This window comes from Vibrio sp. IB15 (assembly GCF_016406055.1).
GTDB lineage: Bacteria > Pseudomonadota > Gammaproteobacteria > Enterobacterales > Vibrionaceae > Vibrio > Vibrio chagasii.
On sequence record NZ_JAEFCE010000001.1, the window covers coordinates 138,414 to 151,721 of the forward strand.

The following is a 13,308-nucleotide window of genomic DNA, read 5'->3' on the forward strand; positions in this document are numbered from 1 at the left end:
GCTCAAATCTACTTTCTATCCTAGGTGTTCTAGCCATTCATCATTCAATCTTTGCTCTAAGATGCGATCAATACATCAACCTTATCCATAGTGACGTTTCATTCGCAAAATCAATTCGTTACACCTCCCAAAAATCCGACCATTTTTAGTTCTCATATTGAGAAATCACCTTTCTCAATATGAAACACTAAAAACCAAATACTATAAGTTATTGATATGTAGGGGCAAAAAAGTTGGCACATTCAGTGCTTTTGTAAACTCATGAACAAAAGGAGATAAGACTATGGAACTACGTAGGATTGACCTAAACACAACAACACTTACACTTTCAATTTTTGGTGATTTAGACGCGGCAGGCAGTCGCGATGCCCAAACCGACATTGATGACGTGATTTCTAATGACGGTCATCAAGAGATCGAAGTCGACTTCAGTCAGGTCGAATTTCTTGATTCATCAGGTGTGGGTGCGATTGTTTACATGTTCAAACGCCTAACTGAACGTGAACGTAATATGCGATTAGAAAACGTTTCAGGCCAACCGCTGGAAATCATGAACCTCCTACGAATTGGACACGCTATTCCTGTTAACTCAAAAAATCCTACAAATTCATGAAGATCCACTAAGCTAGAAGTAACAAAGAATAATAATAAAAAGCGAAAAACAAAGGACGTTGGCATGAATACAATCAAAAACTATATAGCCCTATCTCTGTCTGTGCTAGTTCTGGGTTGCACAAGTTACCCAGAACACGGCACTGGCGGACTGGCCGAGAGTTATGATTCGATGAACTATCAGAATTCTGACTTCTCTCCGGTTATGCCTGACGAACCGTTAGGTCCAGAGCATGGCTTACGTTTTGATTGGCAACTTGCTAAATTGCATTTGGATGCGCTGATTCAAGAAGGCGTGCGTTGGTGCTTCCCCGCAGCGGTTGTCCAAGCCATCGAGAAGCAAAATCGCATCGCTCGTGAGCTTCAAGGAGGCCTACTTCTAGATGCGGCTAACGATTTGGTTATCCAAAGAAAACGCCTAAACGAACTTGAGCTTCAACTTGACTATGTAACTTCACAAGCGCGTTGTGAACCTCCAAAGAACGAAAACCAATTCCGTATGCAGCTGTCGATAATTCAACAACTGTACGATCTACTTAACGTCGACAATCAATTCGCACACAACTCTATCGAAGTGAATCCCAAATACATGGGTAAGCTTGCAGAGGCGTCTTACATCTTAAAAGATAACAAGTCGCTAGAGCTAATAGTGACAGGCCATGCAGACGCGACAGGCTCAGAAGAATACAACGACAAATTAGCCCTAGGCCGAGCGCAACAAGTTGAGCGCTATCTCACTATCTTTGGTCTAAGTCCAAGCCGTATCAAAGCCGTCTCGGTAGGTGAAACCGTACCACTATTTGAAGGTGAATCCGAAGGTACACGCTTAACCAATCGCAGAGTGAGTATCGAAGTAATCTCCCCTGAAAACGCGGCTAAGATGGGGAGCTCACTATGAAATTACTGATTGCGTTACTTATCACGTTATCGATGTTCATTGCGACTTTGGTACATGCCAACGACGACTTTTCAGACGCAGTGCAAGTCGGTGATCTTATCCAAGTGAATGTGCCTGGAGAGAGCGAGTTAAACAAAGGCTATCAAGTGGATAAACGCGGTCGAATCACTCTACCTGAAGTGGGTACTGTGTTCGTCGCAGGCTACGATAAAGAACAGTTGAATAAAGTCGTTCTAGAGTCACTGGCGACGGCTTATAAAGATCTGTCGAATGCTTCTGTTTATGTGAAAGAACAGCAGATCATTATCTACGTTCAAGGTTACGTCGAGCAACCGGGTGAATACACCTTGGCTTTGGGCTCGAGCGTCCAAATGGCGCTGTACGCGGCTGGAGGCTTACGTTCTGGGGCTCAATTGGACAAGTTAATCTTAAAGCGTGGCGCAGAACGTAAAGAATTTAATTACAAGCGTTTCTTAGATTCTGGCGATGAGGACTACCTGCCTACACTGCAATCACTTGATTCTCTATTTGTCCCTGCTTCACCACTGGTTGGTAATATTGAACAAGAATTTGATCCTGCTAAGCTTGCCAACTCGGGTGACAGCGCGGATTCAAGAAGTTCAATTAAAGTCTTCGGTGAGGTCAACGCACCTGGTTCATTCACTTATAAAGAAAATACCGATCTCGTTGATGTCTTAATGCGCTCTGGCGGCGTAACTCGCTACGCCAGTGTCGAACAAATCCGCGTCATCTCAAACAATACTCCAACGCTATTCAACCTTAAGCGCTACCTTGATTCTGGCGACGAAAGTCTACTGCCAGTGCTACGCCCGGGCTCAACCATTTTTGTGCCAAAACAGGAAGAAGAGATTAAATCCGGTGCGAACATGGTTTATGTAATGGGCGAAGTGGCAGCACCTGGTGCCTTTGAAGGAAAAAAAGGCGCGACCTTCATGGATATCTTGGCTAACGCCGGTGGACCTACTCGCTTCGCTGAGTCTCGCCAAATCCGCGTTATCAAAGCCGATGGTCGAGTACTTCGATTCGATTTAGCCGCCTATACCGAAGGCTTACCGAACTCAAACCCACCAAACATTAAAGCTGGTGATGCGATTTTTGTTCCTGAGAAAACGGATATGAACGAAAAATCTTGGTTGAAGATCGCTCCAGACAGAGCCGTTAACGTGATTGGTGAAGTAAACCGACCTGGTCGAATTGAGTGGTCAGACGAAATGAACTTCATGGGCCTACTCGCGCATGTCGGAGGACCAACTCTACGCGCTGATACTACAAAAATTGAGATTGTGACTGGCAGAAAGCTCGTGGTATTCGATTTAGATGAGTTTATTAAAAACGGTGCACCACGAGACCAAATGCCCTATATCTCTGCTGGCTCAATCGTTCGTGTACACGATTTACCGCAAGACCCATCAGACAATAAATCACAATGGGTTCGCCAAAGCTCTGATGCGTCTATTTACATTTTTGGACAAGTCAACGCACCGGGCCGTTACCGTTTCACTAAAGACATGCATTTCCTAGATATCTTGTCTGCGGCCGACGGCCCTACTGGAGATGCAGACATACACAATATTCGTGTGACCCATCGTGATAAACCTTACGCCAAGGTCAGCAAGCTTAATCTGTCTTTGTATTTTGAAACAGGCGATGAATCGTTACTACCGAATGTCACTACTGGCGATACTATCTATATCCCTGAGAAGAACAAAAACTGGCTAGACAAGCCAAAAGAAGAAACCGTGCGTGTGCTAGGGGCAGTTAATAACCCCGGCCGTTATGTGTTTAACGATAACATGACGATTTTAGATATCTTAGCTGAAGCGGCTGGCCCTACTGACAATGCATACGTTGAGAAGATTACCATTGTAAATATGTCTTGTTGCCAAGGACAAGCTCGCACTTTCGACCTGGTTGAATTTAGTAAAACAGCCAACATTTATAACCTACCGGTTTTGCGCGCTGGAGACACCATTTACATTCCAGACCGTCGTGACAGTTTTATGGAAAAAGCCCGTGTAGGCCTAGAGGACATACTACGTATTACTACCACGATTGTACTAATAGGAGCGTTATAATGACTATTTCAGCAACGCATGCCGAAGTTGAGCAAATCTATTTGGCGTCTGAATTAAACGAACAACGCTCTATCTGTGTTACTGCTTGTCATTCAGGTGACGGCGTAACATCGGTCGCAACTGCCCTCGCCGAGCGTTTCTTGTTAGCGGGTCACTCTACACTGTATGTGGACCTTAACCTGTTCAACCCAGCTTTTAAGAACCTCAATATGCTTGAAGAGGAACAATCAGGTCAGCTTATTGAGCATGTTGAATCACAACGCACGTTTATCGGGGTACCCGCACCGCAAGTCGCATCGACGCAGTTAGCATACAAAGATCCATCGACATTAAAGCAGGCTGTTGCTCAATGGCTAGTTAAATACGACCGCGTAATCATCGATACTTCGCCGCTACTCAACATAAATAAAGGTAATATCCCAGCTCAATCAGTAGCTAGCGCCTGTGATTCAACGCTTCTTGTTGTCGCTTACGGAGATACATCGTCTCATCATCTCGAGCAAGCTAAGAAGCTTCTCGATGCTCAGACTATCTCCTTAACGGGCTGCATCATGAATATGAAGGATACGCCAAGCTTTGCACAAGAACTGGTTAGACAGATAAACCGAATGAAGTTTATCCCAGTTAAGCTACGTGAGCGTCTAGCTAATAAACTCTATCGGAACGAGTTTTTGAACCTGCCGATGTAGAATGTATCCTGCTAGCAGGTGAATTAATGCCAATTACTTCCTCAAATCGCACATTAATCGTATTTTCTAATTTTTGGCGAATTTAATATAGAAAATAAGATTTTTGCGACCATTCAATGCATTTCATGCACATAATTAGTGGTCATCTCACCTGAAAACGCCTCAAAGATCAACACAAACCGGCTAACTTTGGTGGTAATGTGACACAGCCTGTTAAAGTGCCATGTAAATAGAGTAAAAGATGGAATTCGTACGAATAGTCCCTAAGATTATAAATAGAGGTGGTTTTTGAAGAATTTGTAATAGTTTGACAAAGTTATCCGATGGCGGTGAAACACCGTGGATAAATCAAGCAAATCACACTTATGCTTTGTTGCTGTATTGGTTTGCTGATTGATTCACACACTTCCCCCATCCCTCCTTCTGCTCAAATGGTTCAAAACATGGAAAGGATCACCATCGAGCAATTCAGTTAGTCAACAGACTTTGACTAGCTCGGTTGTATTATTAAAGAGAAAGGAAACTCAATATGAAATACAAGTTAAGCTCCGTATTTTTGTTAGTTGCAGCAGCCAGTGGTCATGCTAACGCTGGAGAATGTGGCAGCGTAACAATCGCAGACATGAACTGGAACTCTGCAACTCTTATCGCCAACATCGACCAATTCATCCTTGAGCATGGTTACGATTGCGATGCCGAACTCATCCCTGGCGACACTATGCCAACCGGCACATCCATGATTGAAAAAGGCCAACCAGATGTTGCACCGGAACTATGGAGTAACAGCCTAAAAGACGCTCTTGATAAAGGTGTTGAAGAGAAACGTCTTCGCTACGCAGGTAAAGCTCTTGTAAATGGTGGTGAAGAGGGTTTTTGGGTTCCTGCTTACCTAGTTAAACAAAACCCAGAAATGGCAACAATCGAAGGTGTACGTAAGAACGCTGCGTTGTTCAAGCACCCTGAAGACCCAGATACATCCGCATTTTACAGCTGTCCAGCAGGCTGGAACTGTCAAATCAGTGCCGCTAACCTGTTTGACGCACTTAACCTAGAAGAGAGCGGTTTTACCATCGTAGACCCTGGCTCAAGTGCTGGTTTATCTGGATCTATCGCGAAAGCTTATGAACGTGAAGAAGCTTGGTTCGGTTACTACTGGGCACCAACTGCAGTTCTTGGCAAATATGACATGGTAAAAGTCGACTTTGGAAGTGGTGTTGATAAAGAAGAATTTATCAGCTGTACGACCCAAGAAGGCTGTGAATCTCCTAAAGCAACCATGTACCCGCCTTCTCCTGTCCACACCATTACCACTGAAAGTTTTGCATCGCGCGCACCGGAAGCGTACGACTACTTTACTAAGCGTGGTTTCACCAACGAAAAAATGAATGCTTTACTAGCTTGGATGGAAGACAACCAAGCGGATGGTGAAGAAGCGAGCATACATTTCTTGAGTGAATTCCCAGAAGTATGGCACCCATGGGTTTCTGAAGAAGTCGCAAAAAAGGTTGAAGCTGAGCTTTAATAACAATGCTTAGAGAGTAGTTATATTTGTCTATGGCTACGCTTCAATACAATGGAAATAACGTCGCTATACTTGATGTTATTCGTAATTCGGAGCCTTGTTCACATCGCATTTTAGTGTGTTGAACAAGTGGCTCCGAACTATAAGGATATAAAATGGCTGACAGCAATTGGTTATCGAGCTTCCCGGAAATGGAACGCTCTGATTTGCGAGCAATTAAAAAGACGCTAGACGGCGCATATCGTGAGTTTTCCCGTGAATACGGAGAAATGATCGAATCATTATTTGACCCTCTTCTTTCCTTCCTAGTTTGGTTTGAAAAACTTCTCATCTCTACCCCTTGGCTGATCGTTCTTGGCGTTTGCACGGGCTTAGTTTATGCCGCCAGTCGCTCTTGGAAATTGGCTCTAGGTTGTGTGCTATCTCTACTTCTCATCGGCTACTTTGGTATGTGGGAAGACACAATGCGGACACTCAGCATCATCACTGTGTGTACCTTAGTTTCTATCTTCCTAGGTATTCCTATTGGTATCGCCATGGCGCGTTCTAATCGCGCACAATCGATCGTGACACCACTGCTGGATATTATGCAGACAATGCCTGCGTTTGTTTACTTAATCCCAGTGGTTATGCTGCTTGGTATTGGTAAAATTCCAGGTCTTATCGCAGTGGTTATTTACGCAATCCCCCCTGTGATTCGATTAACTAACTTAGGTATTCGTTTAGTCGATAAAGAAGTGTTAGAAGCTGCGACTGCTTTTGGTGCGAGCAAGAAACAGCGTTTATGGGGCGTTCAGTTACCACTGGCAATGCCAACCATCATGGCAGGTATAAACCAAACCATCATGATGGCCCTATCAATGGTGGTTATTGCGTCTATGATTGGTGTTAAAGGCTTAGGACAACCGGTCCTTAAATCGATTACCAACCAATATTTCACTCTAGGCTTGATGAACGGCTTCGCCATTGTTGCACTCGCGATTCTGTTTGACCGAGCATCACAGGCTTATGCGCGTAGAACCAATGCCCACCTAGGAGGGTTCAGACATGACTAAACCATTAATCGAAATTAGTGGCCTGTTCAAAGTGTTTGGGTCTAAACCTCTGTCCGTAATGGACCGCGTTAAGAATGGCGAGCATAAAGATGCGATTCTCGCCGACACCGGTCATACCGTTGGCCTTAAAGAAATTAACCTTCAGATAAATCGCGGTGAGATCTTTGTGATTATGGGGCTTTCAGGCTCAGGTAAATCAACACTCATCCGTCACTTCAACCGCTTAATTGACCCGACTCAAGGTAAAATCACGGTAGAAGGCATCGACGTAATGAGCTTGAATACCAAAGAACTGGAAGAGTTTCGTCGTCACAAAATGTCGATGGTATTTCAACGCTTTGGGTTGATGCCACACCGAACTGTGGTTGAGAACGTCGCCTATGGTTTGGAAGTCCAAGGTATCAAGAAAGATGAGCGCCTATCAAAAGCAAATGAGTGGTTGGAAACCGTAGGTTTGAAAGGGTATGGTAATCAGTACCCTGCCCAACTTTCCGGTGGTCAACAACAACGTGTCGGCTTATCACGCGCCCTGTGTACTAACGCTGAAATTTTGTTAATGGATGAAGCCTTTTCTGCACTCGACCCTCTCATTCGAAGCGAAATGCAAGATCAGTTAATTGAACTTCAAGAGAAACTCCATAAAACCATTGTCTTCATCACCCATGATCTAGACGAAGCCCTCCGCCTAGGTGACCGCATCGCTATCCTTAAAGATGGCGAGTTAGTACAGCAAGGCACGCCTCATGAAATCCTACTTAACCCTGCCGATGATTACGTTGAGGCATTCGTAAAAGACGTGAATCGCGCTCGTGCTTTGACTGTAGAAACAGTTATGCAGCCTCCTTTGTATCGAATCACCTCAGAGACCATCGAAGGTGCATTGGCTCAAATGAAGATGCTCAAGCACGATTACGCTTATCACGTTACTGACGATGGCTATCAAGGTTTGGTCACAAAAGAGAGCTTACAAGACGCAGTTGAAGATTCTTCGGTTCACGATTTCAGTGATGAGATCTACGAAGAAGTTCCTGCGGTATTACCTGATGCAGTGATTGAAGAAGTTCTGCCAGACACCATGTCTTGCGACTATTCTCTTCCGGTCGTGGACGAAGATGGGAACCTCAAAGGTGAACTAGAGAGAAGCGCTGTTGCCGACATCTTCTCAGAAACAAGCGAGGAAGAAGTAGAACCTATCCCAAAGCCAAAAATTGACAAAGCGTCTTAGTCCAAGTCCAACTTGGACAAAGGCGTAACCAATTACTTTATTAACACTTAGGCCACCACTATTCAGCAACAGGGTGGCCTTTTTATTTAGTTTGCTAGATTTTGAGGAAACGAGGTTTTTTAGCACTAGAGTCCAAGCCCTTCTCCTATTACACACCTAAGTTCATGTTTTGTAAGTGAAAATACGTATAATCAATCCGTTAGGTTTATCACAAAGATAGCCACAAGCATGGCTTAATGTCGATTTATTCTGCTGTTTATAAGGCAACCAGTTGAAATTATTCCAGAAAATGACTAAAACTTAAGAGTGCAAACGAGTATTAGACTTCTCGATGATGTAAGGATTTACAGCTCAATAAAAGGACTTAGTTTGATGAACTCGACTTTAACGTCAGACACACCTTCAGGTGAAAATAAGCAACAAAATGAAGAGCTTGTGGATGAAAGCGTACTTGAACAGATGGTTCGAGATACCAGTCCGGAGATTATTTCAATTTTAATCGACCACTATGTGACAGAGTCACAGGCTCGTTTACTCACCATTAAAGAAGCAGTTAGCAACAACGACGCTCAAACGCTCGAGTTTGAAGTCCATACCCTTGGTAGTACCGCACTTTCGCTAGGTAACCGGCCTTTAGGTAAGTTAGCAAGAGCATTAGAACAGCAGTGTTTAGAAGCGCATCATGAACAAGCCTTTCTGCAGGTTGGCGAGTTAATCGAACTTGCAGAGCGTTCAATCAACGCGTTATTAGAAAGAAAAGAAGCCGGTTTTAGTTAACGCTCTTTCACTAGATATAAATTAGTTAAATAGCTCAACATAGTCATTACCGATTTACGTTTCATGGTCATCTGTTCGCGTAAACAGACTAAACTCAAATAAGACAGCGCGCCCAGTAAGTAACAAAGACAGTCGACTCGTATCTACGCTCAAACATCACTATGTTATTGATTGGTTAGGATAAAGTTTCAAAAGGAATTACACAATGCGCCCTAAGGTATTGTTAGTTGAAGACTCCACCTCCCTCGCCGTACTTTACAAGCAGTACGTAAAAGACGAGCCATACGACATATTTCATGTCGAAACTGGAGCTGAAGCAAAAACATTTATAGAGAGACACGTCCCACAACTGGTCATCCTCGATCTAAAACTGCCTGATATGCCAGGTGAAGAGGTATTAGATTGGATCAGTGATAACGACATCCCAACCGCTGCAATCATCGCGACAGCCCATGGTTCAGTGAACATTGCCGTTGACCTAATTCAGCGCGGTGCGGAAGACTTCTTAGAAAAGCCAATTCAAGCCGACCGCCTAAAAACATCGGTTAACCTACATCTGCGCAGAGCCAAACTCGAAAATCTAGTCGACAATATTCAAAGCAAATTCGATCGTGACCGTTTCCATAACTTCATCGGTTCTTGTTTACCGATGCAAGCCGTTTATAAAATCATCGACTCAGTTGCTCCGACAACCGCAAGTGTGTTCATCAATGGCGAGAGCGGGACAGGTAAAGAAGTATGCGCAGAGGCTATTCACCAAGAGAGTCAGCGTGGTGATAAACCATTCGTTGCCATCAACTGTGGTGCTATTCCCCGCGATTTAATGGAAAGCGAAATCTTCGGTCATGTCAAAGGCGCATTTACCGGTGCAACAACCGATCGTAAAGGTGCTGCAATGCAAGCACACGGTGGCACACTGTTTCTGGATGAACTTTGTGAAATGGAATCGGAAATGCAGAAAAAGCTCCTTCGATTCCTACAAACCGGGACTTTTACCCCGTTAGGTGGCAACCGAGAAATCAAAGTAGATGTCAGAATCATCTGTGCGACTAACCGTGACCCTCTCGTCGAAGTAGAAGAAGGTCGATTCCGTGAAGACCTTTACTATCGTGTACATGTGGTGCCTATTGAGATGCCACCGCTGAGAGAAAGAGGAAGTGACATTGTCACTCTAGCTAACCACTTTTTGAAACTTTACGCCAAACAAGACAAGAAGAAATTCAAGTCTATCGATAAAGAGACACAAGGTTTACTTAAGCGCTATCCATGGCCGGGCAATGTTCGTCAGCTACAAAACATCATTCGCAACATCGTAGTGTTAAACAATGAAACCAGTGTAACCAAAGAGATGTTACCTGCTCCGATCAATAAAGCAGACGCTACAACCTCAAAAAGCGTTACGCCAATACGTAGCGCTGTTGTCGAAGCTGTGTCGCCAGTTGTTCAAGAAGGTAAGCTGCCTCCAGTCACACCAGAAGAGCTTGAGCGTTCATCTGTCTCTCAAGACACAAATGATCCAATGACACCGGCATTTACCACTAGTGACGGTGCGATACGTCCAATGTGGCAGATAGAACGCGAAGCCATTCAACATGCGATCAATCATTGTGATGGAAATGTGTTAAACGCTGCCGTTTTATTGGAGTTGAGTCCTTCCACTGTTTACCGTAAGAAACAGGCTTGGGAGTCTGAAGATGAGTGTAACCAAGCCTAATTTGGATACTCAAGCTCAACCAATTCAGGTTCAGGGGCATTTAGTTCCTGAACCTGAAGAGATTTGGCTGCTCATCGATAGCCAAACCTTTGGTGGAATTGAAACGCATGTCATTGAGCTCGCCCTTGGTTTACTTAAACATAACCGCAAAGCTAGAGTCGTCCTGCTCACCAAGTTTGCTCCTCTTCCCCCAGTGATAACACGCTTAAAAGAATTAGACCTGCCTTACAGTCACCTTAACGACTTAGCGCCAAGTAAAACCAATTCAGTTTCGCAACTTAAACTGGCAATCACGCAATATAAACCCACGCATGTCCATGCTCATGGCTACAAAGCAAGCATTGTGAGTAAACTGGTGAAGCTAGTGACCCCAAGCCATTGTAAGCCTCGTCAAATATCGACGTATCACGCAGGCGAAACACCTAAAGGCAAAGTTTGGCTCTACGATTTTTTAGATAGATATACTGGATTCCTGTCTAATCACTGTTTTGTTGTCAGCAACAAGATACAAAATAAGATTCCGTGGCAAACCACCCTGCTTAATAATTTTATTGCGATCCCTGATTGCACAGCGACTTCTGAACATTTAGATGACGCAGGCAACAGTGACAAAATTTATCACGTAGGTTTTGTTGGCCGTTTAAGCCACGAAAAAGCGCCAGACCGTTTTGTTGCTCTTGCACGGTTTGCGGCTAATCATAAGTTTCACCTATTTGGAGATGGTCCTGAAAGGCAAACGCTAGAAAAGAGTAAACCAAATAACTTAACGTTCCATGGACACCAAACCAGTATGGACAATGCATGGAAAACCATTGATGTTTTAGTCATACCATCTCGTTACGAAGGTCTACCTATGGCGGCATTAGAAGCCATGGCTCGTGGCATACCGGTTATAGCGACCAACGTTGGTAATCTATCGCAGCTGATTCAGCATGAAGACAATGGTTACATCGCTACAAATGAAAGCGAACTCACTGCATGTTTAACGAGTTGGTTTGAACTCCCTTCTCAAGACAAGCAGACTATGGGAATGAAAGCCAAAGCGACCATCCGCAAGCATTACTCTCCACAAGCTGTTATTCCCCAGATCCTAGCCTGCTACAGTGCATAACATTGCCACACCATAGATTCAATCCAAATAACAATGGCAAGCGCGTTTCCAATTTGATTCTCATTTTGACCCGCCTCAACTCAACGTTTTAGAAAAATCTAAATTGAACACAAATACAATAACTTAGTATCAGTTGGTATGTGGCATTCACCTTGCTATGTCTTTAGTTGAATAATAAAAAACGCTAGGGATTTACAATGAGAGACCAAGTTAACCGAACACCGCTAATTTTAGGGCTCTCATTCCTAAGCCTTGTTATTGGTGCTGCTTGGTATCTCGTTCCTCACCCGGTCGTTGTCATAGTACTTGCTTTTATACCTTTGGGTGCTCTATTCGTTGTTAACAGAGCGTTTTACTTTGTTCTACTGTTCGTAGTCTTCTCATTCTTTAGAATTCACGAAGCACTTCCCGTCCTCTATCCGATGAAAATCCCTTTGTTGCTTTCTATAGGCGCACTGTCTGCTCTACTCTGGCATGCGTTCGTCAGTAAAGAGCTGAAAATCTTCTGGCATCACTCTTTCAATTGGCTCGCCATATTTTGGGTTCTTACCATCATTGGTATCGTATTCGCATCGAATAGGCCGATCGCATTAGCTGAGTTTAAAGGGATTTATTGGAAAATTATCGTTATGACACTCGCGATCATGTGGCTAGTGAATACCACCGAGGATCTTGCGAAAACGGCGATGATGATCATATACGCGGGGGCTCTGGTCAGTACCATCGCGGTTTACAACTCAATCAACGGTATTGGTTTAGTTGAAGGCACACGCGTAACCATAGGTCGTGATTTTGGGTCAATGCTCGGAGACCCTAACGATTTGGCGCTGGTATTAATGTTCCCTCTCGCATTTACTATCAGTCAAGCCAGCACTTCCGGAATCCCATTGTTTAAACGAATTATAAGTGGCTTCGTTTGTGTGTTACTGCTCGCTGCTATCATCGCAACGCAGAGCCGTGGGGGACTATTAGGGTGTATTGCCGTGATTGGTATATTTGCTTGGAAGTGGGTTCACTCTAAACTCTTGTTAATGCCTGGCGGAGCAATTGCCGCAGTCGTCCTTTACTTAGTTGCCGGAATATCAGACAGAGCTTCAGGTGGTGCCGCCGAAGAAGGGATTGATGAATCCGCCATGGGGCGAATCTACGCGTGGGAAGCGGCGTTCAAAATGGCGTTAGACAACCCATTAACCGGCGTAGGACTAAATAACTTCTATTCTAACTACTTTTTTTATAGCGCTTATTGGGATGGATTAAATCATGCTGTGCACAGCACCTGGTTTGGCGTTTTAGCTGAAACTGGATTTATTGGGTTGATCATTTTCGTAGGGCTTATCGTATCTCTGATCAAAACCTCTCGTGCCACTTTGGCGCGACTTAAAACTGCGGGTTCCAATGTCCCACCAGAACTCAATGCTGTCGCCTACGCGGTCTACGCAGGCCTGATAGGTACCATTGTGTCCGGCACTTTTCTAACTCAGGGCTTCAACTGGCCGATTTACATCCTTGCAGCACTCACAGTTTGCGTTTCAAACGTATCTCAAACTGCTTGTCAAAATGAGAAAATCTAAAAGCCAAACCTTAACTCATTGAAAATATGGGCTTTAGT

Annotated in this window: 11 protein-coding genes; all 11 read left to right on the plus strand. The window is 44.2% G+C overall.

Translation table 11 applies throughout. The features are described 5' to 3' along the window. Positions 1–283 precede the first annotated feature (283 nt). The 11 genes from JC606_RS00660 to JC606_RS00710 all read left to right on the plus strand — a co-directional run bounded on the left by JC606_RS00660 (position 284) and on the right by JC606_RS00710 (position 13,270). Complete coding sequence (locus JC606_RS00660; protein WP_137406416.1) at positions 284–613, plus strand: STAS domain-containing protein; 330 nt, start codon at positions 284–286, stop codon at positions 611–613. 63 nt (positions 614–676) lie between these two features. Then, the gene (locus JC606_RS00665) at positions 677–1,510 is read left to right on the plus strand and encodes an OmpA family protein (protein ID WP_198777590.1); all 834 of its coding nucleotides are present in this window, start codon (positions 677–679) and stop codon (positions 1,508–1,510) included. Beyond that, positions 1,507–3,606 carry an SLBB domain-containing protein gene (locus JC606_RS00670; protein WP_137406414.1) on the plus strand — a complete coding sequence of 700 codons (2,100 nt, stop codon included), beginning with the start codon at positions 1,507–1,509 and terminating at the stop codon, positions 3,604–3,606. The genes JC606_RS00665 and JC606_RS00670 overlap by 4 nt, the downstream gene beginning before the upstream one ends. Then, positions 3,606–4,295, plus strand: coding sequence for a tyrosine-protein kinase family protein (locus JC606_RS00675; protein WP_061034073.1), 690 nt, complete (start codon positions 3,606–3,608; stop codon positions 4,293–4,295). The genes JC606_RS00670 and JC606_RS00675 overlap by 1 nt, the downstream gene beginning before the upstream one ends. A gap of 529 nt (positions 4,296–4,824) precedes the next feature. Further along, positions 4,825–5,817, plus strand: a complete 993-nt coding sequence (locus JC606_RS00680) for an ABC transporter substrate-binding protein (protein WP_061034074.1) — start codon at positions 4,825–4,827, stop codon at positions 5,815–5,817. Between the two features lie 155 nt (positions 5,818–5,972). After that, complete coding sequence (locus tag JC606_RS00685; RefSeq protein WP_137406413.1) at positions 5,973–6,872, plus strand: ABC transporter permease; 900 nt, start codon at positions 5,973–5,975, stop codon at positions 6,870–6,872. Beyond that, a complete protein-coding gene (locus tag JC606_RS00690; protein WP_137406412.1) occupies positions 6,865–8,097 on the plus strand; it encodes a quaternary amine ABC transporter ATP-binding protein in 1,233 nt (410 codons plus the stop codon). Before JC606_RS00685 ends, JC606_RS00690 begins: the two co-directional genes overlap by 8 nt. 372 nt (positions 8,098–8,469) lie before the next feature. Continuing rightward, a complete protein-coding gene (locus tag JC606_RS00695; RefSeq protein ID WP_137406411.1) occupies positions 8,470–8,874 on the plus strand; it encodes an Hpt domain-containing protein in 405 nt (134 codons plus the stop codon). A 205-nt stretch (positions 8,875–9,079) separates the two neighbouring features. Then, on the plus strand, positions 9,080–10,588 hold the full coding sequence (locus JC606_RS00700; RefSeq protein WP_137406410.1) for a sigma-54-dependent transcriptional regulator: 1,509 nt from the start codon (positions 9,080–9,082) through the stop codon (positions 10,586–10,588). After that, positions 10,569–11,699: a glycosyltransferase family 4 protein gene (locus JC606_RS00705; protein ID WP_233090011.1), complete on the plus strand. Its 1,131-nt coding sequence runs from the start codon at positions 10,569–10,571 to the stop codon at positions 11,697–11,699. Before JC606_RS00700 ends, JC606_RS00705 begins: the two co-directional genes overlap by 20 nt. Positions 11,700–11,896: 197 nt before the next feature. Beyond that, a complete protein-coding gene (locus JC606_RS00710) occupies positions 11,897–13,270 on the plus strand; it encodes an O-antigen ligase family protein (RefSeq protein WP_198777591.1) in 1,374 nt (457 codons plus the stop codon). Positions 13,271–13,308 lie beyond the last annotated feature (38 nt).

What these genes read in the sequence shown, in the direction of transcription:
- JC606_RS00680 (WP_061034074.1), top strand. Translation starts at nt 4,825, where the DNA reads ATGAAATACAAGTTAAGCTCCGTATTTTTGTTAGTTGCAGCAGCCAGT.
- JC606_RS00690 (WP_137406412.1), top strand. Translation starts at nt 6,865, where the DNA reads ATGACTAAACCATTAATCGAAATTAGTGGCCTGTTCAAAGTGTTTGGG.
- JC606_RS00675 (WP_061034073.1), top strand. Translation starts at nt 3,606, where the DNA reads ATGACTATTTCAGCAACGCATGCCGAAGTTGAGCAAATCTATTTGGCG.
- JC606_RS00685 (WP_137406413.1), top strand. Translation starts at nt 5,973, where the DNA reads ATGGCTGACAGCAATTGGTTATCGAGCTTCCCGGAAATGGAACGCTCT.
- JC606_RS00660 (WP_137406416.1), top strand. Translation starts at nt 284, where the DNA reads ATGGAACTACGTAGGATTGACCTAAACACAACAACACTTACACTTTCA.
- JC606_RS00710 (WP_198777591.1), top strand. Translation starts at nt 11,897, where the DNA reads ATGAGAGACCAAGTTAACCGAACACCGCTAATTTTAGGGCTCTCATTC.
- JC606_RS00665 (WP_198777590.1), top strand. Translation starts at nt 677, where the DNA reads ATGAATACAATCAAAAACTATATAGCCCTATCTCTGTCTGTGCTAGTT.
- JC606_RS00670 (WP_137406414.1), top strand. Translation starts at nt 1,507, where the DNA reads ATGAAATTACTGATTGCGTTACTTATCACGTTATCGATGTTCATTGCG.
- JC606_RS00700 (WP_137406410.1), top strand. Translation starts at nt 9,080, where the DNA reads ATGCGCCCTAAGGTATTGTTAGTTGAAGACTCCACCTCCCTCGCCGTA.
- JC606_RS00695 (WP_137406411.1), top strand. Translation starts at nt 8,470, where the DNA reads ATGAACTCGACTTTAACGTCAGACACACCTTCAGGTGAAAATAAGCAA.
- JC606_RS00705 (WP_233090011.1), top strand. Translation starts at nt 10,569, where the DNA reads ATGAGTGTAACCAAGCCTAATTTGGATACTCAAGCTCAACCAATTCAG.